This is a genomic window from Prevotella melaninogenica, assembly GCF_018128065.1.
Lineage (GTDB): Bacteria > Bacteroidota > Bacteroidia > Bacteroidales > Bacteroidaceae > Prevotella.
Genome location: NZ_CP072359.1, coordinates 1242337 through 1266583, shown reverse-complemented (window position 1 = coordinate 1266583; position 24247 = coordinate 1242337). Strand labels below are relative to the sequence as shown.

The 24247-nt window shown below is 40.4% G+C and carries 15 protein-coding genes, 1 tRNA gene and 2 pseudogenes; 3 read left to right on the top strand and 15 right to left on the bottom strand.

Translation table 11 applies throughout. The annotated features are described in order from the left end of the window. Nucleotides 1-335: 335 nt before the first annotated feature. The 7 genes and pseudogenes from J5A56_RS05115 to gcvT all read right to left on the bottom strand — a co-directional run bounded on the left by J5A56_RS05115 (nt 336) and on the right by gcvT (nt 8816). The gene (locus J5A56_RS05115) at nt 336-1901 is read right to left on the bottom strand and encodes a hypothetical protein (RefSeq protein ID WP_211815445.1); all 1566 of its coding nucleotides are present in this window, start codon (nt 1899-1901) and stop codon (nt 336-338) included. 55 nt (nt 1902-1956) lie between these two features. Further along, on the bottom strand, nt 1957-2163 hold the full coding sequence (locus J5A56_RS05110) for a hypothetical protein (protein ID WP_211815444.1): 207 nt from the start codon (nt 2161-2163) through the stop codon (nt 1957-1959). A 771-nt stretch (nt 2164-2934) separates the two neighbouring features. Then, nucleotides 2935-4299 carry a dihydrolipoyl dehydrogenase gene (gene lpdA / locus J5A56_RS05105; RefSeq protein WP_021671146.1) on the bottom strand — a complete coding sequence of 455 codons (1365 nt, stop codon included), beginning with the start codon at nt 4297-4299 and terminating at the stop codon, nt 2935-2937. Nucleotides 4300-4342: 43 nt separating this feature from the next. Beyond that, a complete protein-coding gene (gene gcvPB / locus J5A56_RS05100; RefSeq protein WP_021671147.1) occupies nt 4343-5833 on the bottom strand; it encodes an aminomethyl-transferring glycine dehydrogenase subunit GcvPB in 1491 nt (496 codons plus the stop codon). Between the two features lie 31 nt (nt 5834-5864). Next, nucleotides 5865-7175 (bottom strand): aminomethyl-transferring glycine dehydrogenase subunit GcvPA, encoded by a 1311-nt coding sequence (gene gcvPA / locus J5A56_RS05095; RefSeq protein WP_021671148.1) that lies wholly within the window; start codon nt 7173-7175, stop codon nt 5865-5867. Nucleotides 7176-7301: 126 nt separating this feature from the next. Continuing rightward, complete coding sequence (gcvH, locus tag J5A56_RS05090; protein ID WP_021671149.1) at nt 7302-7682, bottom strand: glycine cleavage system protein GcvH; 381 nt, start codon at nt 7680-7682, stop codon at nt 7302-7304. Nucleotides 7683-7731: 49 nt separating this feature from the next. Next, nucleotides 7732-8816: pseudogene (gene gcvT, locus J5A56_RS05085) on the bottom strand (glycine cleavage system aminomethyltransferase GcvT). A gap of 245 nt (nt 8817-9061) precedes the next feature. On the opposite strand from gcvT, the gene J5A56_RS05080 reads away from it, so the two are divergent. Continuing rightward, entirely contained in the window at nt 9062-10147 is a 1086-nt protein-coding gene (locus tag J5A56_RS05080) for a 4Fe-4S binding protein (RefSeq protein ID WP_021671151.1), read from the top strand. A gap of 631 nt (nt 10148-10778) precedes the next feature. Here the strand turns inward: J5A56_RS05080 and J5A56_RS05075 are convergent. The 5 genes from J5A56_RS05075 to J5A56_RS05055 all read right to left on the bottom strand — a co-directional run bounded on the left by J5A56_RS05075 (nt 10779) and on the right by J5A56_RS05055 (nt 17285). Next, a complete protein-coding gene (locus J5A56_RS05075) occupies nt 10779-12443 on the bottom strand; it encodes an AMP-binding protein (protein ID WP_021671153.1) in 1665 nt (554 codons plus the stop codon). Between the two features lie 692 nt (nt 12444-13135). Then, nucleotides 13136-14443 (bottom strand): phosphopyruvate hydratase, encoded by a 1308-nt coding sequence (gene eno, locus J5A56_RS05070; RefSeq protein WP_021671154.1) that lies wholly within the window; start codon nt 14441-14443, stop codon nt 13136-13138. Nucleotides 14444-14568: 125 nt separating this feature from the next. Next, nucleotides 14569-15144, bottom strand: a complete 576-nt coding sequence (locus tag J5A56_RS05065; RefSeq protein ID WP_021671155.1) for a LutC/YkgG family protein — start codon at nt 15142-15144, stop codon at nt 14569-14571. Next, a complete protein-coding gene (locus J5A56_RS05060) occupies nt 15137-16519 on the bottom strand; it encodes a lactate utilization protein B (protein WP_021671156.1) in 1383 nt (460 codons plus the stop codon). The genes J5A56_RS05065 and J5A56_RS05060 overlap by 8 nt, the downstream gene beginning before the upstream one ends. 34 nt (nt 16520-16553) lie before the next feature. Further along, a complete protein-coding gene (locus J5A56_RS05055) occupies nt 16554-17285 on the bottom strand; it encodes a (Fe-S)-binding protein (protein ID WP_021671157.1) in 732 nt (243 codons plus the stop codon). Between the two features lie 168 nt (nt 17286-17453). Between J5A56_RS05055 and J5A56_RS05050 the strand changes: the two genes are divergently transcribed. Both J5A56_RS05050 and J5A56_RS05045 read left to right on the top strand, forming a co-directional pair. Further along, nucleotides 17454-19319, top strand: a complete 1866-nt coding sequence (locus J5A56_RS05050) for a DNA topoisomerase 3 (protein ID WP_021671158.1) — start codon at nt 17454-17456, stop codon at nt 19317-19319. A 290-nt stretch (nt 19320-19609) separates the two neighbouring features. Continuing rightward, a tRNA-Arg gene (locus J5A56_RS05045) sits at nt 19610-19684 on the top strand. A 584-nt stretch (nt 19685-20268) separates the two neighbouring features. Here J5A56_RS05045 and ltrA read toward each other — a convergent pair. The 3 genes and pseudogenes from ltrA to J5A56_RS05030 form a co-directional block, all read right to left on the bottom strand. Further along, nucleotides 20269-21153 (bottom strand): annotated as a pseudogene (gene ltrA / locus J5A56_RS05040) (group II intron reverse transcriptase/maturase); the annotation flags it as partial. Between the two features lie 343 nt (nt 21154-21496). After that, nucleotides 21497-22639 carry a cytochrome d ubiquinol oxidase subunit II gene (locus J5A56_RS05035; protein ID WP_021673089.1) on the bottom strand — a complete coding sequence of 381 codons (1143 nt, stop codon included), beginning with the start codon at nt 22637-22639 and terminating at the stop codon, nt 21497-21499. Then, nucleotides 22636-24171 carry a cytochrome ubiquinol oxidase subunit I gene (locus J5A56_RS05030; protein WP_021673090.1) on the bottom strand — a complete coding sequence of 512 codons (1536 nt, stop codon included), beginning with the start codon at nt 24169-24171 and terminating at the stop codon, nt 22636-22638. The genes J5A56_RS05035 and J5A56_RS05030 overlap by 4 nt, the downstream gene beginning before the upstream one ends. Nucleotides 24172-24247 lie beyond the last annotated feature (76 nt).

Sequence of the window (24247 nt, the reverse complement as noted above, 5' to 3'; positions counted from 1 at the left end):
TTTTATTCGGTTTGTTGTGTCAATGTTTTTCTCTTTGTTTTTCTGGTTAGAACTCTTCTTTGTCCTCAAGATAATAGTATTTCCGTTTAAAGAAAATTGTAACTTCCAGCTATCTATTTTCAGAGACAAAGGAGGGCTTTAAATTTTCCTACGGTCAGAAGAAAATTTTCCTTTGTGAAAAATTTCTTTCCAACCGTAGCTACGTAAATTTCTCACCGTAGAGAAATTTTCTTCCGACCCGTTAGAAATTTTCTTCAAACGGTTTGCTTATTTACTTCTTTTATCCCGTTAGGCACTCCCTCCCCTTTGGGGAGGGTCGGGGTGGGGTTTTAGGACTACTCGAACCCACCGACCCTGATCCCGTCGCTGCGGTGATAGTAGGTCACGTAGACGTCACTACTTAAGAAGAGCAGGTGGTACGCGGTGTTGCCGCTCCATGGGTAAGCACTTGACGTCCAATAGGCGCCAGCGTCGCCAACGCTGTACAGCTGACCAAAGTGGTAGCCACCCAAGGCGGGCAGGTAGAAATAATTACCTGCGTCAGCAGCAGAAGGAAGCCCAGAGGTGTTGATACTACTGTTGCGGTTCCTGTAGGTTTTGGTGGTTGTGCGTATGTCGGTTGTACCGTCGGCAGATTTCTCGGTATCGTAATGATGTTCGGCTTGCAGCACGGACTTCTTCTTAAACCACATGCCGCCTTTATATAAATGACCCATAGTTGTCCATAATTCATCACCATCCCAACGTGGATCACCAAACATGCAATACCACGACATCTCGTTAGCGTTGGGGAGGTCTTTGCATGAGGTGTGAGTAGCGGGATTGCTTATGTCGTTACCTGGGTAACTCTCGTTGTAGTAACGAGTGTCTGTGTTGCTCTGGGGGTAGTTTGGATTACTACCGCCATTCAACACAGGCTGATCTTTATTAGTTGACCACCATTCATGTCCTTTCCAGTATTGATCCTGAGCATCCCACATATAGTAATGGTCGCCGTCGTAATCCTTTACGTTGAGGTTAGCAGTGATGTTATAATATTTGTTTTGGTCATAGGTAGCTGATGACAAAGTCTTGGTTATAGTTCCTTCCACACGTGTTACAATGTCCTTCACCCAATAACGTATCTTTAGCGTATGGGTGCCCGGCTTTATTACAACGTAAGAACCATTGGTAGCAGCACTTGCGGAGTTGTTAGTTAAAGGGAAACCGTTAGCGTATGTTCCGCTACCCTTTGTCGTGAGAATAATCTGCTTACCTGTACCAGTACCTGTTAGTTCGCCTGTTGTTGGGTCAAGGGTATATGTACTAGTGATGTCATTATCAGAGTTTATCTCTACCTTTGTCAAGTAGCAGTCATGCAAGATTGTATTGGCTGTACGTGGCAAAAGAAGCAAGTAAGCTGCCTTGTGATCAAGCGTAAAAGCAAACGAGCCGTTTGACTGCTTTGATGCATCAGCCATACCGCAATCGCCTGATGTGCCAAAGTGGGCGGTGGTATTTGGCTCTAATTGACTCTGGTTTGCTGGGATGGTTACTTTGTCTCGATTTCCATTCTTACCAGGGTAGTAAACCTTATAGCTGCTGCTTTGTGTAAAGTTACCGGGTACTTTAAACTTAAAGCTGGCAGTCTTTGCTGTAGGGGCGTTGCTACTTTGTTGCCATGTACCGTTATCATCTTTTACCCAAATCTTATCGCCTGCTTCCCAAAAGAACTTGCCATCGCTTTCCATTGAGGTACGCGTTGAGGGGGCACCTGCAGTAAAGGTTGTCAGGTTCTTGTCGTTATCTGTGTTGTTTGGGTTCTGCGCTACGTCTTCATTGGCACAGGATGCAAACGCGAATGTGAGCCCGCAGAAAGCTGCGAATGAAAGCAGCCGGGTCTTGAATAATTTCTTTTTCATTGTCTGTTTCTTCTTTTTGTGATTTTGTTTTCTTTACTTGGTTAATAACTCTCTCTTAGTCTTCCCATGAAGAATGCTCTGTTGCTTCTTCGCTTTCAGTCATCCAGCTTGGAGCCTGCTTTGCATCACCAAAGGTTCCGCCTGGTTGGGCTGGGTTGTGCTGACTGGGGAAAGAAGTGTCCATCAAATAAGTGGTTTCGCTTACTTGGATTATCGTGCAACGTGGTGCAGAATAAACCTTCTTTTCTTGTTTCTTTCTCATTGCTTTTTGATTTGATTAAAAATAGTTGTTACTGTTCTATAGATGTGGCTTCATTACGCCACCTTTATATATACATCCTGACGAACTCATTATTTATCCTTTCTGATTGCTTGCCCTCTCCCTCTCTACAGGCAGACAGCATATCACTGCTGCCTGCCTGAGAAATCAACGAGAGAAAACAAACTATTATCAGAGAATTACAATTATCTTTTGTGATAAAATCAGTGCTTAAAACGTTCTTATTTTGCTTTCTTGACAGCTCGCAAACGAGCACAAAAAAGCGAACAAAGGAAACTCCGTGAAGTCCTTTGTTTACAGGGGTTGCGCCACGCTTCGCGCGCGCGTAGGATAAAACAAAAAATGTTGGCTTAGACGTTAGTAGCGCCTGTGTGTGTGTGTGTGTGTGTGTGTGTGTTAGCAAAATATCTGAAATTACCAAATATAAAGCACTAAAAAAGGCAAAGAAATCAAAGTTTCTTTGCTGTGCAGAATTGGTCTGATATGTCATTGCTAATTTGCTCACGGCTGCAAAGGTAAGACATCTTTTTAGAATGGGCAAGGAAATCTTAAAGAAATATAGAAATTAGACAGAATAACCGAGAAAAGGCAAAGTAGAAAGACAGAATAAAGAGACTGAAGGATATAGTGACAGAGTAACTTTTTCTTTTTATCTTTAACTTAAATCGGTTCATTAGAACCTAAATAGGTTTTGTATAGTTATTAACTTAACAACAAGAATAAACGTTGTGTTCTAATGAACCAATTTTTATTTTATAGGAGTGCATCTTGCAGAATCTCACTCAGCGTTGGATGGATATGAATGATGTCGCGTATTTTATCCAATTTAGCATCACAATTCATTAAAGTTGCAACTTCTTGAATGAGGTCAGCAGAATGTGCACCATAGGAATGTGCACCTAATATAGAGCTATCTTCAGCTATCAACACCTTTATCATGCCTTCCGTTTCTTCCATGCTTAAAGCCTTACCATTAGCACGATAGAAGCCTTTTCGAGTAGTGTACTTGATTTCTTCGGCTTTACACTGGTCTTCAGTCTTACCTACGCAAGCTGCTTCTGGATATGTAAAGATAGCAGAAGGCATAATATCAAGACGAATGTTGTCTTTCTTTCCGAGAATATGATTGACAGCACGGAAGCCTTGGAAGGTTGCTGCATGAGCTAACATTTGACGAGCATTGACATCACCGATGGCATAGACTCCCTTGACATTGGTTTCCATGTTGTCATCAACTACAATGCCTTTAGATGTTGTTTCTATACCAGTTGTTTCAAGACCAATATTGTCGAAGTTGGCTTGTCTACCAGTAGCAATCAATACAAGGTCGGTTTCAACGCTTTCTTCTTTACCCTTTTTATCGAATATTACCGTTGTAAACTCTTGTCCACTCTCAGCAGGTGATACAATCTGTTTAACCGCACTCTGCATATAGAAGTTCACACCTCGTTTCTCCAACGTCTTTCTTAAACGCTTTGCGATGTCACTATCAATAGGAGGGAGGCATTCTTTCATAAACTCTATGACAGTCACTTCACTGCCAAAAGCAGAGAAAGCAGAGGCAAACTCCATTCCAATAACTCCGGCACCAATAATCGTGAGGCGTTGAGGAACTTTCTCGATAGAAAGTAATTCAGTTGATGTAACAATGTTTTGTGTTGTTTTAGACTGATTTACGAAGTCTTCTTCGCTCATGAAAGGTGGCATCTTTGAACGTGATCCGGTAGCTATTATGATATGCTCGGCTTCTATCTGTTCGCCATTCACCTCAATGACATGGTCTGAAATAAATCGAGCCTCACCTATTATAAAGTTTATTCCAGCCTGACTGAGTAAAGAACTTACACCCTCTCTAAGTTGATTAATGACCCCTTCCTTTCTCTCCATTACCTTTGTAAAATCGAGTGGGAGAGTCGTATCGTAAAGAGAGGAAGTCGTAAGGCGTAACTCTGCATCATGTGCAAGGCACTTGGTTGGGATACAACCCGCATTCAGGCAGGTTCCACCGGGTTGTGCTTTCTCAATAATTGTAACTTCCAAACCATTTTGAGCGGCATAGGAAGCGGTTCGGTAACCACCAGGTCCCGAACCGATTATTAATAGATTTGTCTTTTTCATATTCAAGCTCTATTATAGAGTTAGAGTATTTAATGTATAATTGCTATACATCTTCTTGCATATCGTTGATAAGCTGACGATAAGTAAGAATTGGATGCTTGGCAGCGAGTACGTCATCTACACGTCCAATAGGGGTGTCGTATGGTGCTCCCTTTACAAGTTCCGGATTTTCTTGAGCCTCCTTGGCAATGGTATGCATAACCTCGATAAAGCCATCAATCGTGTCCTTACTCTCTGTTTCTGTTGGCTCAATCATCATTGCCTCATGGAACAGCAGTGGGAAGTATATTGTTGGAGCATGATAACCATAATCGAGTAAACGTTTTGCAACATCCATCGTTGTAATACCTGTACTCTTATCCTTCAGACCATCGAATACAAACTCATGCTTGCAAAGGGTGTCAATAGGAAGTTCATAAACATCTTTCAGACATTCCTTGATGTAGTTTGCATTTAGAGTTGCAAATGGTCCAACCTCCTTGAGATGCTTTTTGCCAAGTGTAAGAATGTATGTATAGGCACGAAGTATAACGAGGAAGTTACCGAGATAGCCACTAATGCGGATGTTTGCACTTGAGAACTCTCCTGTAGTATCTGGATTATCAATCACAAATCCATCCTCCGTCTTTCTTACATGAGGCTTTGGTAGGAATGGTATCAACTTTTCGCAGACACCAACAGGACCAGCACCGGGACCACCTCCACCATGAGGTGTGGAGAATGTTTTATGAAGGTTGAGGTGAATAACATCAAATCCCATGTCACCAGGGCGTGCTGCACCTAACAATGGGTTGAGGTTTGCACCATCATAATATAGCAGACCGCCACAATCATGTATGAGTTTTGCAATCTCCGGAATATCTTTCTCAAAGAGCCCTAAGGTGTTAGGATTTGTCATCATCATGCCAGCAATGTCGTCGCCTAAGAGAGGTTTTAAGTCTTTAACATCAACAAGACCGTCAGCTGTACTTTTTACTTCCACAATCTCAAATCCACATACTGCAGCAGAGGCGGGGTTAGTACCATGAGCCGAGTCTGGTACGATAACCTTTGTACGTTTCGTGTCACCACGCTGTTGATGATAAGATGCGATAAGCATCAAGCCAGTTAACTCACCATGAGCACCTGCGTATGGGTTGAGTGTAACATCCGCCATACCTGTAATAGATGCAAGTGCACGTTGGATATTGTATTCCACTTCCAATGCGCCCTGAACAGTTTCAGCTGGCTGTTGTGGATGAAGAGATGTAAAAGATGGCATTGATGCTATCTCTTCATTAATGACAGGGTTATACTTCATCGTACAAGAACCCAAAGGATAAAAGCCATTATCAACGCCAAAGTTATTTTCACTATGGTTTGTATAATGCCGTATAACCGTCAATTCGTCACATTCAGGTAGTTCTGCATTTTTCTCTCGTTTGCAGAAGTCGGGTAAAGAATGATGTCCAAAACGATTCTCTGGGAGACTGTAAGCTCTTCTTCCCGGATGTGACAATTCAAATATCAGATTTCCATATAGTTTATTGTTCATTGTTGCTTAGATTTAGAAAAACTTAGTGTGACTATAATAATCCGACGAGTGTATCAATCTCCTCTTTCGTACGTTTCTCTGTTACGGCAATAAGGAGCTTGTCATCATCAACCTTAATTCCAGGAAGAATACCCTGCTTAATTGCTTTATCAAAGAAGGTGTTGCAGTCTTCTAATTGGATAAGGAACTCGTTAAAGAAAGGCTTATCATAAACAAGTTTAACTTTCCCTGTACCAACGAGTTGCTCACAAAGGTAATGTGCGCCATCATAACTTATCTGAGCAGCTTCTTTTACGCCTTCTTTACCCATAATACTCATGTAGATCGTAGCGTAAAGTGCCATCAAACTCTGGTTAGAACAGATGTTAGATGTTGCTTTCTGGCGGCGGATATGTTGCTCACGTGCTTGGAGTGTTAGGGCGAATACACGTTGTCCACGGCTGTCAAGTGTCTTTCCAACGATACGTCCCGGGAGTTTACGCATAAGCTTTTCAGTTGAACACATATAGCCAGCGTATGGTCCACCAAATGCCATTGGCAAACCAAGACTTTGAATGTCACCTACTGCAAGGTCGGCACCCCATTCTCCCGGTGTCTTTAACAAAGCAAGGTCAGCAGCAACACTATTAATAATAAACAGTGCTTTTTCGTCATGACAAGTATCAGCAAAGCCCGTGAAGTCTTCAATAATACCATGGCGATTAGGCTGTTGTACGATGACACCTGCTACACCTCCAGCCTTCATTTGGCTCCTTAAGTCGTCATGTGATGTTACACCATCAACGGCTTTAATAGCTTTGAGCTTGATACCATGAAAATGTGCGTAGGTCTTCAACACACCAATGATATTTTTGCACAATGTCTCTGAGTATAATACAGTGTCAGCCTTCTTTGCATTATCAAAAGCTACCATCATAGCCTCAGCAGTGGCCGTCGTACCTTCATACATAGAGGCATTGGCAATATCCATGCCTGTAAGTTCTGCCATCATACTTTGGAATTCAAAGATATAATGGAGTGTACCTTGTGAAATTTCAGCTTGATAAGGAGTGTAGGATGTTAGGAACTCCGAACGACTGATAAGATTTTGAATGGCACTTGGCGCATAGTGGTCATAAACTCCACCACCAGCAAAGCAGATGAGCGTATTATTCTTTTGTCCAAGCTTTTCAAAGAAAGCTCGTATTTCCAACTCGCTCATTGATTCTGGGATGTCATAATCTCCCTTAAAACGGATGCTCTCAGGAACCTCTGCGTAAAGATCATTAAGGTTCCTTATACCAATACGCTCAAGCATCTGTTGTATATCCTCGTTTGTATGAGGTAAAAACTTATGAATCATTTGTTTAAGAATGTTTAGGTTAGTTGTCTTTATATAGACACAAGCAAGCGTTTATAAATGATGATAGGCTTTTTCATCATCACCTATTAGCATTTATAAACGCCTACATAATTAATTCTTAGAACTCTAATCTGCACAGAAAGCCTCATAACCCTTGGCATCCATAAGATTCTTTAGTTCAGAAGTATCTGTAAGTTCAACTTTAATAATCCAGTTTTCGTATGCATCCTTATTAAGGAGGTCTGGTTCATCTTCTAAAGCCTCATTGACTTCAATGACCTTGCCTGATACAGGAGCCTTGAGGTCGGAAGCGGCTTTAACACTCTCAATAGCACCGAAATCTTCGTCTACTTCAATGTCATCATCCACCTCTGGCATATCAACATAAACAATGTTTCCTAATGCATGTTGTGCATAATCGGTAATACCGATATATCCAGCTCCGCCTACTACTTTAACATACTCATGTGACTCTGAATAGTAGAGTCCTTCAATTACTTTTGCCATAATATTATTTCTTTGAATGTTTATTAGCTTAATAGATTTAATGTAAATCTTATTTCTTATAATGGTTCTCGTAGAATTTCTTCTTTACGACTGTTCCCGGGAAGGTCTTCTTACGTATTTGAATCTCAACTCTGTCACCCATTTGAACAGAAGCGTCAACCAAAGCGACAGCACAACTCTTATCAACCGAGATGAGGTGGTATCCTGTTGTTACTTCACCTACTTCTACACCGTCTTTCAACACCTTGTATCCGTGGCGTGGGATGGCATTGTTATCCAATTCAATACCACGTAGTCTCTTGCTAACACCTTCTGTCTTTTGCTTCAAGAGAACTTCCTTACCGATAAACTCGTCTTTGTCAAACTTCACGAACATTGACAAGCCTGCCATAACTGGCGTGATCTTTTCTGAGAGTTCATTACCATAGAGTGGCATACCAACTTCAAAGCGCAATGTATCACGGCAACCCAAACCACAAGGTTTTACTCCTGCTTCAATGAGTTTATCCCATATCTTAACAATATATTCTGGTGAACCATAGACTTCAAAGCCATCTTCGCCAGTGTAACCTGTGCGTGAAACGATAACGTCATATCCATCTTTTTGAAGCTGTTTTACCTCATAAAACTTCAATTCTTTGCAATCAAGACCAAGCACTTCCTCTAACATTTTTCTGCCTTTGAACCTTGAATAGCCAATTGTCCGTAGTCTTCGCTTTTATTCTCAATAACAACATCAAAGCCCTCAGCATTCTGTTTAATCCATGTAAAGTCCTTATCAATGTTGGAAGCATTAATAGTCATGAGGTATAGCTTGTCGTCAAGTTTACAAATACACGTGTCATCTACAACTCCGCCATCAGGATAGCAAAGCATACCATAGAGTACTTTACCCGCAGCGAGTCCGTTTACGTCATTTGTAAAGATATGATTAATGAATCTGTCTGCCTCAGGACCAGACACAATCACCTCTCCCATGTGTGAAACATCAAATACTCCACAATTCTCTCTTACAGCATTATGTTCTTCGATAATTCCTGTATACTGGATTGGCATGTCAAATCCTGCAAAAGGAGTAATTTGTGCGCCTAATGCAACGTGTTTGTCATATAGGCAAGTTCTTTTATTTGTCATTATTATTTAGGTTTATAAGTTTTGTTCTTCTTCTTGTAGCCTACTTAGTATATGTTTAGGTGACCTAATAATTAGGCTTGGTGCAAATGTAACGAAAAAGCATGAAGATACAAAATAATATCAAAGAAAACATGTTAATAAAGTTAAAGTGTAAAAAGCTGAAGAGATATGCGTCTTGTATTAGGTTAATATTGATATTTATAAGTAATTTTGCAACTACCAGAGTATAAAGAGGTAATGGTTTAATGAATAAATTACAACAGATATTTTTACTATTTGCTTGCATATTAGTTTTGGCAGTAGCAGCAGTACAACGAGATGGAAAATTGTTGGGTAATCGTGTTTTCAGTAGTGATAAGAAAGACGTAAAGAATAAGATTGATACCCTACGAACATTGGATGATGGTACTGTCGTTATTAATACTACTTATTTAGCAAAGAATATAAAAGGTTTTGGAGGCACTGTTCCTTTGGAGATTTATTTGAAAAAAGGAAAAGTTCAACAAGTGAAAGCTTTACATAATTCTGAGACACCAGAATTCTTTCACGAAGTTAGTGGATTGTTAGAACGTTGGAATGGTAAAACAACAGAGCAGGCTTTGGCAATGAAAGTGGATGGTGTGACGGGCGCTACCTACTCCTCAAATGCCATTATTGCTAACATGAAATTGGGTTTGCAGTATGCTTCCAAGAATGTGAAAGAAATCTCTCTCTTTGATAAATTGGATTTACGAGCAAAAACAATTATAGGTTTTATAGTTGTTCTTATGGCAGCTATTATCCCTTTGCTTGTTAAAGATAGGCGTTATCGTATTTTCCAACTCTTGTTAAACTTTGTTGTTTTGGGACTATGGGGTGGAACGTTCCTATCATGGTCTGTCCTTGTTGGTTTTATGTCAGGTGGTATCAATGTATGGATTTCGCTGATTCCAATTATTATGATGATAACGGCCTTTGTTTATCCACTCTTTGGTAAGAAGAAATACTATTGTACATATGTCTGTCCTTTGGGCTCCGTTCAGGAGTTGGCAGGTATGGTTAATCACAATAAATGGAAAATGAGTAAGCGGATGGCACAGTATCTTGAGCATTTTCGAAAGATACTGTTTTGGATATTGATGTTCTTAATGCTTGCTGGTGTATGGTCACAGTGGATGGATTATGAGTTATTTGTAGCCTTTGTTTTTAATTCTGCTACTTGGGTAACTCTTCTGCTGGCTGTCGCTTTTATTTTACTTTCATTCTTTGTTCCACGTCCTTACTGCCGCTTTGTTTGTCCAATGGGAAGTTTCTTAAAACTACCTACAACAAAGATTTCAAAGTGGATATAAGGATAGAATATATAGTCGTCAATCTCAATCGCTCATTTGCAAGTACAAGAGAGTAGGTCCTCATTTATCTGCATCCAGATAGATAAGACGTGTTTCGTGTGCTGAATTTCCTTTACATTTAGTCTCTATTTTTTAGATAAAAAGGTGCAATAAAATGCTATTTTGCGAACTCTTGTAACCACCTAATCATTAAATAGTTATGAGCTTGTGTAAGAAAAGGTGCTTAGTTGGACTTCAAAAGGGCATTAGTAATAAGCCAAAAGGGCATCTTTTGCAAGCCAATTGGGCGTCTTTACAAAGTCAAAAGACCATATATAGTTTTCAAGGTGCATAAAAATAATTTACAAGCACCTGCAAACAAAGGGACAAGTTGATTGTTGGAGGCAGGATACATTGCTATAAATGGACACATGGCACTATTTACCTTTTCTGTCCTGCCATCTTGTGCTTCATCCCTTTTTCTATGTCTATTTGACATTGTATTGTCACACAATATAAGTCCGCGTTTTCAATCTACACATTTAACGGAAGAAACATAAAGAAAGGATATAAACCTGCTTTTATCTAAAGTAGCATAAAGATGCTGGATAAAAGCAGATTTATATCCTCACTATTGTAATATATAAGAAAATTATTCCGTGTATAAGAATCGCTTGATAGACTTCTTTGGCGTTTTCTCAAACTCATCTTCTTGAATACGTATCTCAGAAACCTTACAGTAAGCTGGGACTATCGTATTCAACTGAATGCGGTTTTCATCCATAATTTTTTGTAGATCTTCTGCATTAAGCCCTAAGTTCTGAGCTTCATCATAATCAGGATGCACCAAAGCAATAAGCTTTTCCCCGCTCTGAATAACCAAACACTCAGCTACGAGAGGCATAGAATTAAGCTTATCTTCTATCTCCTCTGGGTAAATATTCTGTCCGTTGCTACCCAAAAGCATATTTTTAGAACGGCCCTTGATAAAGACATTACCATCCTCATCCATCAAACCGAGGTCACCCGTATGAAACCAACCATCAGCATCAATCGTCTGACCTGTGTCCGCCTCATTCTTATAGTAACCCAAAAGGACGTTAGGACCTTTTGTCAAAATCTCCCCTGGTATGTTCACCGGATCAGAACTATTGATTCGAACTTCTTGATGCAAAGCAGCCTGACCACAAGAACCCTGCTTAAAGGTATGCCAATCTCGATAACAGATAATCGGACCACATTCTGTAGCACCATAACCTACTGTATATGGAAAATCAATACGACGTAGGAATGACTCTATCTCACCATTGAGTGCAGCTCCACCAATAATAATCTCATAGAGGTTACCCCCAAATGCTTGATATACCTGCTCACGAATCTTTGCACGTACCTTCTTGCTGATAACTGGCATATTCAACAAGAGACGCATACGGTTGTTCTGAATCTTTGGGAACACCTTCTTACGAATAATCTTTTCAATAACCAAAGGTACAGCAATCATAATGACAGGCTTTACCTCTTGAAGTGCTTGAGAGATAATCGCTGGAGAAGGGATACGTGTCAAATAGTAAATATGAACTCCTGAGAGGAACTCATAGATAAATTCAAATGACATTCCATACATGTGAGCCATTGGAAGAATACTAATAACGTTATCTCCTGGCTTGATAACATGACCTAAAACGTGCTTAGCAAAATCGGCATTACTCCATAAAGAACGATATGGAAGCATTACACCCTTAGACCGACCAGTCGTTCCACTGGTATAATTAATCAGAGCAAGTTCGTCTGGACTCTGCTCACGATAGTAGTGGATATGCTCTGGACGGAAATACTTTGGATAACGACGTCCGAATTCCTCATTGAGATGTTCGCGTGCGTAAGTCAACTTTTCTGTACGACTTACCACCAAAGAATAATCAGGTATATAAATAATTCCCTCCAAATTAGGCATCTTCATTGCGTCAACCTGTGTCACCACAACATCACCTACAAAGAGGAGCTTTGCGTCTGAGTGATTGACAATATTATGAATCTGCTCTGGCATGAACTCATGTAAGATAGGCACAGCAACAGCACCGTATGTGAGTACTGCAAGGAATGCAGCAGCCCATGCAGAAGAATTTCTTCCACAGAGTGCTATCTTATCACCACGTTGCACACCACTTGCCTCAAACATAATGTGCAGTTTTTCAATCTTTCTTGCAACATCATGATATTGAAGGGTCTTGCCCTTATAATCGGTTAGAGCATCAAGGTCCCAATATTCTATAATGCTCTTTTCTATCAATTCGTTAAAACTCGGAATCTTTTCCATTGCACAATATTTCTGTCTATGTGCAAAGGTACATATTTATAAGCACATTTCAAAATATTATGTGCAGAAATCTATTATAATGGCTCTATAACGAATCGTGTGGGTTGTTTGCTCCGATTAGAATAATATCTGTTGTATTATAGAAAGAAGTTATTTTTCAGTTTAGTTTTAGCGTTTTACTCTTTAGCCAACGGAATAGGATATTTTATGATCTTAATTCATACTATGTTTGTGAATGTTTACCATCATTTGCTGTTGTGCGGATGCTTAGCACGTATGGTGTGAAGGCTTAACACCACATGTGCGGAGGCTTAAATTCACTATGCTATATAGATAACAGGGGATGAAATGTGAGCAAAACGTTGTAATACTAAGAGTAAACAGGAGGTGTGTAGAAGCTTGTTTAGCTCAAACTCCTTTATATTTGTAGATTAATCTGTCTTCATCTGTTCAGTCATAAAGCCATTAAACATAGGAACACTGGCAAGGGAAAAAATATTTACCCACACGATTCGTTATAGAGTCATTATAATAAAGTCAAATGTTAACAAAGAGAATAGATGAAGACATCATTAGCTGTTATTCTTTGTTGTTATGAATGAATCTAAGAAAAATAGGAGATAACCGCTTATGAAAGCAATTATCCCCTACTCTATAAAAATTCATTTAATCACACAAGGTGATAAAATGGATTACTTCAACTTTGTGTAACCATACTTAGCACAAGCACCGAGTTCCTCCTCAATACGGATGAGCTGGTTGTACTTAGCCATACGGTCTGTACGAGACATAGAACCAGTCTTAATCTGACCAGAGTTAGTTGCAACTGCAATGTCAGAGATAGTTGTATCTTCTGTTTCGCCTGAACGGTGTGAAGTTACAGTTGTGTAGCCATGACGATGAGCCATCTCGATAGCTTCGAGAGTCTCTGTCAAAGAACCAATCTGGTTAACCTTGATAAGGATAGAGTTAGCTGCACCCATCTTGATACCCTTCTCAAGGAACTTAACGTTAGTTACGAACAAGTCATCACCAACGAGCTGGCAACGATCACCGATAGCAGATGTCAACTTAACCCAGTTCTCCCAGTCATTCTCATCGAGACCATCCTCGATAGAGTCGATAGGATACTTTGTGATAAGGTGCTCGAGGTAAGCAATCTGCTCATCAGCACTAAGTTTCTTACCGTTAGGATCCTTTGGCATACCATTCTTCAACTGACGATAGTCATAGAACCACTTACCATCCTCGCATACAGCAAACTCAGAAGCAGCACAGTCCATAGCAATCTTAACATCCTTGCCTGGCTCATAACCTGCGTCCTTGATAGCCTGAATGATTGAATCGAGTGCATCCTCGATACCATCGAACTTAGGAGCGAAACCACCCTCATCACCTACTGCAGTAGAGAGACCGCGCTTCTTCAAAAGCTTAGCAAGTGCGTGGAACACCTCAGCACCCATACGGATACCTTCCTTCTCAGAAGGAGCACCTACTGGACGAATCATGAACTCCTGGAATGCGATTGGAGCATCAGAGTGAGCACCACCATTGATGATATTCATCATTGGTACTGGCAATACATAAGTATTTGCGCCACCGATATAACGATACAATGGAATGTTCAATGCCTTTGCAGCAGTCTGAGCTACAGCCAAAGAAACACCGAGAATAGCGTTAGCACCAAGCTTACTCTTAGTAGGAGTACCATCGAGTTCAAGCATCTTGTAGTCAATAGCACGCTGATTCAGCACGCAGTCACCCTTCAAAGCTGGAGCAATAAGGTTATTTACATTCTCAACAGCCTTGAGAACACCCTTACCCAAGAAACGGTTCTTGTCGCCATCACGAAGCTCCAGAGCCTCGTTCTCACCGGTAGAAGCACCAGATGGAACGCTTGCACGACCCATTACACCATTTTCGAGAGTTACCTCTACTTCAACTGTAGGATTGCCACGTGAGTCCATAATCTCGCGAGCATGTACTTTTTCAATCTTCATAACTTATATGTTTATTAAAAATCAGTTATATTTTTAACTTTCTTTTCTCCTTGCAAAGTTAATAAAAAAAGTCGTAAACCTCTCCTAACAATACGTTATATTTATGTTTTTGACAAAATTAACTTTTAACCCATTATTATAACTGTAACCCCACGAGCAGCCTGTGCTCCCATAACAAGTGCTTGTTCGATATCGGCTGTTTTGCTTGGACCAGATATAAAACATCCGTAACCATAGTCTGTCATGTTTATCTTTTTATATGCTTCATGCATATTATTGACGATATTGTTACGTTGAACGAGAATTACAAGGTTTTCTGAGATGAAACAAACAACTCTTTCTTTCATTGTTTGTGGCACCCATACACATCCATTTTCTGCTACAGCAATTTCTCCCTGAATGATTCCCACATCTGTTCCATTGAGGTCTTGTGCCTTTGAAACAGTGTCAGGATTAAGGTCTGCCTTTATTCCTCGTACATTTGAAGCCAACACCTTGGCATTAGGATAAGCCTTTTGTATCAGTTTATTAATATCATCTTCAGCTTGTGCCTCAATGACTTCACAACCCACAGTATGACTCATCTCAATGAATTGCTGTACTACATCTTGATATTTAATACCCTCAATAGACTTTTCAGGCATATCAAATTGTTCTTTTGTATTACGTCGTAATTTGCTAAATAAATCTTCTTTATTCATGCTTCAATTCCTCCATTGCTTGCTTAAATATGACATGGAAAGGCTTTTTCGCAAACTTAGGCATAGTATGTCCAATGCTCCATGGGTTAAGCTTTATATCCATTAGTGATTCTGGTATATGATTGGCAACTGATGAATTACGAAGTAAAGCATCATAAATATGATAGTTTTCGTAAACAACTTTCATTCCTTCTGCCATCATCTTCTTTTCTTTATTCTCTGTACCATATTTCTCAAGGCTTTGACGCCATCGATAAATCTGACTACCTGGTGTTACCTTTGCAGGACAAACGCAATCACAACTCAAACATAATGAGCATGCAGACACATTCCCACTATGCAGTTTTGGATTCTTAAGCATACCAAGGTCAACTCCGATAGGGCCTGGAATAAAGTAACTATATGAATAACCTCCAGAACGACGATAGACAGGGCAAGTATTCATACATGCACCACATCGAATACACTTCAGTGTCATCCAATGTTCTTTATTAGCAATCATGTCACTACGACCATTGTCTACTAATATTACATGCATCTCACCTCCTGGTCGTGCCTTACGAAATTGAGAGGTAAAGGCAGTTGATGGTTGTCCTGTTCCACTACGTGCTAATAAGCGTTGGAACACTGCCAACGAATCATAATCAGGAATAACTTTCTCAATACCCATGGCAACAATATGTAATTTAGGTACTGAAGTTGACATGTCAGCATTACCTTCATTAGTGCAGACAACGCAATCTCCTGTCGCAGCAACACCAAAGTTACAACCCGTCAATCCAGCATCAGCATCCATAAAATCACCACGCAAATCTTCACGTGCGCAACGTGTAAGATAAGCAGGGTCATGATTTCCTTTCTCTTTAGAAATTCCTTTCTCTTCAAACATCTCTCCTATCTCATCACGAGTCAAGTGAATAGCAGGCATAACAATATGCGCAGGCTTCAAGTGCATGAGTTGAAGAATACGCTCACCAAGGTCGGATTCAACGACATTGATTCCTCTCTTTATCAGATAAGGATTCATTTCACATTCCTCGGTCAGCATTGATTTAGATTTAACGAGTTTCTTTACTTTATGAGATTCAAGTATCCCATAAACCATTTCATTAAACTCTTGTGCATCTTTTGCAAAATGAACAATAACACCATTACGTTCCAAACTATTAGAGAATTGCTCTAAATAGTCAGCTAAATGGGTTGCTGTATGCTCTTTTATTCGACTTGCATGTTCACGTAAGTCCTCCCATTCTGGTAATTCTGCCGCTGCAGCATCTCTTTTCTGACGTAATGACCAAAATGTACGGTCATGTCGTTCAACCTTCTTAGGGTTTTTCAGAAACTCTTTTGCTTTTTTAGAATGATATGTTGACATAACACTATTGCCTTTTATAACCTTTACATACAAATCATAACCCTGCAGCTAAAATCTCAGCTACATGCATGAACTTAATAGGATAGTGGTTCTTTCCTGCTACTCCCTGCATGTGCATTAAGCATGAACTATCCGAGCCCGTGATAAATTCTGCCCCTGTTTCCATGTGACGTTTCACTTTGTCATTACCCATAGCAGTGCTAATATAAGATTCTTCGACAGCAAACATACCACCAAAGCCACAACATTCATCCTTGCGGTCAGGTTCTTTAACCGTGATACCGCCCTTGAGTTTCAATAGCTCAACAATCTTATTTGCTGGTTTTTCTTGTAGTTCTGAAGGCGTACTAAGATTTAACTCACGTACACCATGGCATGAATTATGTACAGATACCACATGAGGGAAACTACCAGGAAGTTCCTTTACTTTCAAAACATCATGCAGGAACTCTACTAATTCCAACGTCTTTTTAGGTGTCTGACATTCATGATCAAGTATTTGTGGATAATTGACGCGTACAAAAGCAGCACAAGAAACACTCGGTGTTACAACATAATCGAAGTCTTTAAACTTATCCTCAAAACAACCAGCAAGGTGATTAGACATACGTTGAAATCCACCATTTGCCATCGGTTGTCCACAACATGTCTGATGTTCAGGATAGACTACATCTAATTTAAGCTTTCTCAAAAGCTTATAAGTTGCTACGCCTACTTGTGGATAAAGTGCATCGACGTAACATGGAATAAAGAGACCAACTCTCATAAATTTATTTTTCTTGTTCGTTTCTGTGCTACAAATTTAGATAAAATAACTTAGATGGCATAAGAAAATTGAAAAAAAGACAGGCAATAAAATAAGTTTAATCCGTCACAAAGAATATTTTTCTTACCTTTGCAAAGGTAAAATGGCTTAAAACTAAGAAGAAATTGTATGATAGTTTGCATTGCAGAGAAACCCAGTGTTGCTAAAGATATAGCTCGAATCCTTGGAGCCAATAAGGCTTGTAATGGTTATATGGAAGGCAATAATTACCAGGTAACATGGACCTTCGGCCACCTTTGTGAGTTGAAGGAGCCTAATGATTATTTCACAAACTGGAAGTATTGGAGTCTCGCTGCATTGCCAATGATACCTCCCCGCTTTGGTATTAAGCTTATTGAAGACGAAGGTATCAAGAAGCAGTTTGCTGTTATTGAAAAGCTATACCATTCGGCTGAGATGATTATCAACTGTGGTGATGCTGGTCAGGAAGGTGAATTAATTCAGCGTTGGGTGATGCAAAAAGCAGGTGTAAATTGTCCTGTGAAGCGTTTGTGGATTTCTTCGATGACAGATGAAGCTATCCGAGAAGGATTTACTAACCTCAAAGAGCAGGAGCAATATCAGCCACTTTACCTCGCAGGATTGTCCCGTGCGATTGGTGACTGGCTGTTAGGAATGAATGCCACACGACTTTATACATTAAAGTATGGCAATAATAGTTATGGTAGAGGTCAGGTTCTGTCAATTGGTCGAGTACAGACACCAACCTTGGCACTCATTGTACAGCGACAGAAAGAGATAGATAACTTTAAGCCAGAGCCTTATTGGGTGTTAGCTACAGTCTATCGTGATACGCAGTTTACGGCGACAAAGGGTAAATTTACCTCTAAAGAAGAAGGTGAAAAATCCTTCTCAACGATTGAAGGAAAGCCTTTTACGATTACAAGCGTTGCAAAAAAGAAAGGGGCAGAACAGCCTAAACAACTTTATGATCTCACCTCTCTGCAAGTAGATTGTAACCGTAAGTTTGGATTTTCTGCTGAAATGACACTCAATACGATTCAAACTCTCTACGAACGTAAACTTACAACTTATCCACGTGTTGACACACAGTTTCTCTCTGATGATATCTATCCGAAGTGTCCACAGATAATGAACGGACTCTTTCAAACTACCTTTGCTGGTAAAAAGCCTTATGCTGATATTGTAAAGACGTTGGGTGGCAAGCCATTGCCTAAGACAAAACGCGTCTTTGATTCCTCAAAGGTGACAGATCACCACGCCATTATTCCGACAGGTGTACTACCACAAGGTCTGACAGATGCTGAGCAAAAGGTATACGACCTCATAGCTCGTCGCTTTATCGCAGCTTTCTATCCCGATTGTAAGTTCTCTACGACAACAGTATTAGGCAAGGTAGACGAGATAGAGTTTAAGGTATCTGGCAAAGAAATATTAGATTTGGGTTGGAGAGTTTGCACTGATACACCAGCAGGCTCCTCCTCTACTCCATCTGATGACAGCCAAGAAGGAACAGCAACAGCCTCTCCTTTACTTCCTACCTTTAAGAAAGGGGAGTCAGGACCGCACATCCCTACCCTTACCGAAAAGCAGACAACTCCTCCGAAGCATTACACTGAGGCCTCTTTGCTTCGTGCAATGGAAACAGCTGGTAAGTTTGTTGAAGACGAAACATTACGTGCTGCAATGAAGGAGAACGGTATCGGACGACCTTCATCACGAGCGGGAATTATTGAAACACTCTTCAAACGTCACTACATTCGTCGTAAAAGAAAGAACATTGAGGCGACTGAAATGGGTATTGCCCTTATTGACACAATTCACGAGAAACTTCTTACTTCAGCTGAATTGACGGGTATTTGGGAGAAAAAACTCCGTGATATTGAGGCTAAGAAATACGATGCTTCACAATTTATTAATGAACTGAAAGAGCAACTTACAAACATTGTCAATGACGTGTTAGCCGATAATTCTACACGGAAGATTGGTGAGGTAGAAGCCCAAAAAGATTAATAAGATTCTATTATTTTCTGTAATACAATGCTTTAGAGGCTTTAATACTACTTGAAATTATTCAGCAGTATTAATCAGTTCAGTAATTTCTCTTCCATAATCTTGTAAAGATATAATGAGTTACAAAATAGCGTATTAAGTCATGTTTAATTAGTAGAACATGGTCGAAAGGGCACGATACCACAAATAGGAAAGTTTAGTAAATCTATTAGATACGTTTATTGTTACGAAATTTGGGGAACGGAATTTGGCAGAATCGAATTAAATCCGTACCTTTGCACCCACATGATGGTTCCGTAGCTCAGTTGGATTAGAGCAACAGCCTTCTAAGCTGTGGGTCTTGGGTTCGAACCCCAACGGAATCACGAAACTGAATATCAGGCATTTACATATTGATTTGTAGATGCCTGATATGCGTTTTTAAGATAGTATAGCCACATATAAAACGGAATATTTCGGCATAAAACGACACAAAAAGAGAGAAGTTGGTTGAATAATAGGTTGAGTAAAAATATGAGGATACATATAATTTAACCAATAACATTATAATTAGCATGTGTGAGGAGGACACAAGTTTTGTAGACTGCGAAATATATTTACATTTTCGCGATTCTCCTACTTTTAAATAGGCATTAAAAGCCTTTTCTTCCCGCATTCGTATTTATCAACATATCAAGTTGTTACAGAACCGCACAAGAAGAGGTGCTTAGTTAGCCTTCAAAAGGGCGTTAGTTAGACCTCAAAAGAGCATCTTTAAGAAGCCAATTGGGCGTCTTTTCAAAGCTAAAAGAGCATCTATTAAAATTTAAGATTTGAAAAAATAGGACAAAAATAAGATAATGTTTCAACAATATCAGTTAGAATACATTCTCTTTGTCATTGTATTGCGACATGAATCGAGTAGGAGATAAACGCTAATTATAGGTGTTTATCTCCTATTTTCACGTTTACCTACCCATCCCGCAATATACTTTCTCAGTTTCTGCTTTCTCTTCACATATCCCCAACCATTGCTACGACTTGTCAACTCTTTGAGGGATGACTTCATCTTCGACTTAGATTTGGAGTGTACCGTGAGTTGGCATTTACCTCTGTGTACATAAAAGGAGTAGCCGAGGTACTTCACACCCTTGATATACGAAACGACCGTCTTTTCCTTGTTCACCTTAAGGAAGAGTTTTCCCTCGATAAACTTGGTTATGGACGACCTTACACGTTCTGCAGCCCTCTTGGACTTACAGAATATCATCGCATCATCGGCATAGCGGACAAAGGGGTGACCTCTACGTGCGAGTTCCTTGTCCAACTCGTTGAGCATGATGTTGCTCAAAAGTGGACTCAGAGGACCGCCTTGCGGAGTTCCCTCCTCGCTCGCGTGCCAAAGACCTTTGGCTATCACACCGCTGCGCAGATATTTGTGTATAAGGCTAACCACTCTGCCATCCTTTATCGTACGGCTGAGTATCTCTATGAGTTTGCCGTGGTTAACTGTGTCGAAGAAGCGTTCGAGGTCGAGGTCAACTACATATGTATAGCCAGCATCAACCGTCTTCTGCACTTCTCGCAGTGCGTTGTGGCATCCTCTGGTCGGGCGAAAGCCGAAGCTCCGCTTGGAAAAATGAGGCTCATAGATTTGGGTTAGCACTTGGTTGATGGCTTGCTGCACCATGCGGTCAACCACAGTGGGTATGCCCAGCAGGCGCATCTTGCCATTGTCCTTGGGTATCTCTACCCGGCGGACAGGATTGGGACGGTATGTACCGTCAAGCAAGGAGCATAGAAGTTCATCCTTATGGGTCAAGAGCCATGGTAGTAGCTGCGCGCATGACATCTTATACCTACTTCATTTTTTCGCTTCGCTCAAGGAAACTCCACCAACCGTTCCGAATAGCTATGGGGCTTTGATTTGTTTAGCAATCTCATCCACGGTTATATGCCTTATATGAAATTTCTGTCCGTTAGGTCAGATGTTTGCCGATGGCTTCCTTCAGATTTCACCTCACGATGAACACCCTTGCCGTTGGCTATGTAATTCCCGCTATTAGGGCTTACTCGGGACTTACACCCGTTAGACAATGCCCATGCCGAGCGTACTAACAAAAGGGTGAGAGAAGTCCGTTTTAGAATTCTTCTCTCACCCTTTTAGGTTTATCTGTATGAAACAGGAGGATTACATCTTAATAAGAATGGTCATCCTCAGCAATTTCTTTACGGTCAATTTCTTTCTTGTCGATTGCACGCCAAGCATAAACGATGTATGCTAAAACGAATGGAACAAGGAAGCTAACGTAGAACATAGCCTTCAGTGTGAACTCACTTGAAGAGCTATTCTGAAGTGTCAAAGAACTTTGGAGATCGGCAGTTGATGGATAGTAAGCAGTGTTATTCCATCCCGCAATGAGGAAGAGCACTAATACAACCAATACTACACCAATACCTGCAGGCCAAATACCACGGATGTAAGCTGGCTTTAGAATAGTCTTAACAATTCCAAATAGCAAGAGAACAACACCTACAAGTAGGATGATAGCTAATGGCCACATAACCAAGAGGTTGTTCAAATACTTCATTGGCTCCATAAAGATAATACCAGCTTCATTTACCGCATAGCCCTCGCCTACCAATGTTACAATGAGGAAAGGCAAGAAGAACAGCAAGAAGAGAGCTGTGTTTACAACCAACTGTTTACGAACACGTCCACGGATAATATCATCGTTCACATTATTATTAATATAGAGTGTGCCGAGGATTCGTGCAAGGAATACCACAGAAATTCCGAAAATAACCACCCATGGATTAAGCAGTACGTCAAGTCCACGTGAACCATTTGCCCAATGGGAGATGACAGGTTGCATGAAATCAGTGATATTTCCTTTCTCTACGATGAAGTTAGATCCTGTAAAGAAAGTTGCAACAGCTCCACCTAAAAGTAATGGACCAAGAATACCATTAATAATCAAGCATACCTGGAAGGTACATACACCAAAGAGATTACCTGCCTTATTCTGAAATTCATAGCTGACAGCCTGAATGATGAATGTGAAGAGGATTAACAGCCAAACCCAATAAGCACTACCAAAACTGGTACTATAGAACAAGGGGAATGAAGCAAAGAATGCTCCACCAAATGTAACGAGTGTTGTAAAGGTAAACTCCCACTTGCGACCAGTTGAATTGATGAGCATGCGACGCTCTTCCTCTGTCTTACCCAACTGGAAAATCATAGAGTTTGCACCCTGTACAAAAAGTAGGAAAACAAGTAGTCCACCTAAGAGTGAGATGATGAACCACCAGTAGTGTTGCAGAAAATCGTATGTCATAGTTCTGGTCCTTTCTTAATTTGCTTACACATAATACTAACCTCAACTGCCAACATTGCAGTAAAGAGGACAAGGAAGAGGAAGAAGGTGAGTGCAACACCACCACTTGAGAGGTCGCTTACGGCTGCCCATGTAGGAAGCATATCCTGGATTGTCCAAGGCTGACGACCGAATTCAGCAACAAGCCATCCACATTCACTTGCTATAAATGCTAATGGAATGAGTGCAACACCAGTCTTCTGCAACCAGCGTGGACGTGTGATATCCTTTCTGTAAACGATGAATAAAATCAAAGCAAATACAAAAATGAAAAAACATCCAAGTCCAACCATAATACGGAATGACCAGAAGTTAACAGGAATGAATGGAACTATCTGTTTTGCATCTTTAATGTAGCCATAACCAAAGTACTTCATATCTTTCTCAAGTACTTTAAGATTGTCTTCCTTGTCTTTTCCTTCACGGTATTCTTTTAGAGCTTGGATCGCATTACGTCCGCGTTCCTGCTTCTCCTTCAAAGAAGGTTCATGCGTACCATCAGCCTTCTGATAACCATTGATGATATCCTTTATACCAGGTACATAACCATGAATATCCTTTGTTGCAAGAATAGAAAGCATGTTAGGAACAGCTATTCGCATAGGAGGTTCAGCTCCATTCATGTAATCAGGCTGCTTAAATGGGTTCACCCAAGCAACTGCTGTTAGACTCTGATCGTTACCACCCTCATATAAGGCCTCCATTGCAGCAAGTTTCATAGGTTGTGACTGTGCCACCATATAAGCAGAGTTATGACCAGTAGAACCTGCTAAAAGTGATGCTATAAGACCAACAGCAGCACCAACCTTAATACTTTCCTTCGCAAGTTCAATGTGACGATTACGAAGCAGATACCAGCAACTTACACCAACGGTGAATGCTGCTCCCAGTAGCCATGAAGAAGTGACAGTATGTGTAAACTTATCAATTGCAAACGGACTCAATGCAACATCTAAAAATGATGTCATCTCATTACGCATCGTATCAGCATTGAATGTACAACCGATAGGATACTGCATCCACGCATTAGCCACAAGAATCCACCAAGCAGAAATAGTAGCTCCTAAGCCTGTGAGCCATGTAGAAGCGAGATGAAATCCTGCTGATACTTTGTTCCAGCCGAAAAACATTACAGCAACGAATGTTGACTCCATAAAGAAAGCCAAGATTCCTTCGATGGCAAGTGGTGCACCAAAAATGTCCCCAACAAACCAAGAATAGTTACTCCAGTTTGTTCCAAACTCGAACTCAAGGATGATACCAGTGGCAACCCCCATGGCAAAATTAATACCAAACAATCGCTGCCAGAAACGAGCTGCAGTACGCCAAAACTCTTTTCGGGTGCGATAATAACAAGTCTCCATGATTCCCATTACGACAGCTAAGCCCAATGTCAAGGGAACGAAAAGCCAGTGATAGATAGCTGTCAGTGCAAATTGCGCACGTGACCAGTCAACAGTTCCTGGATCAATGGCTAAGAGTAGGTTCTCCATTGTTTTTGTTATTTATTAAAATATTATGAATTAAAGATATTACTATTGAGGTAAAACGGTGAAAATAACACAAAAG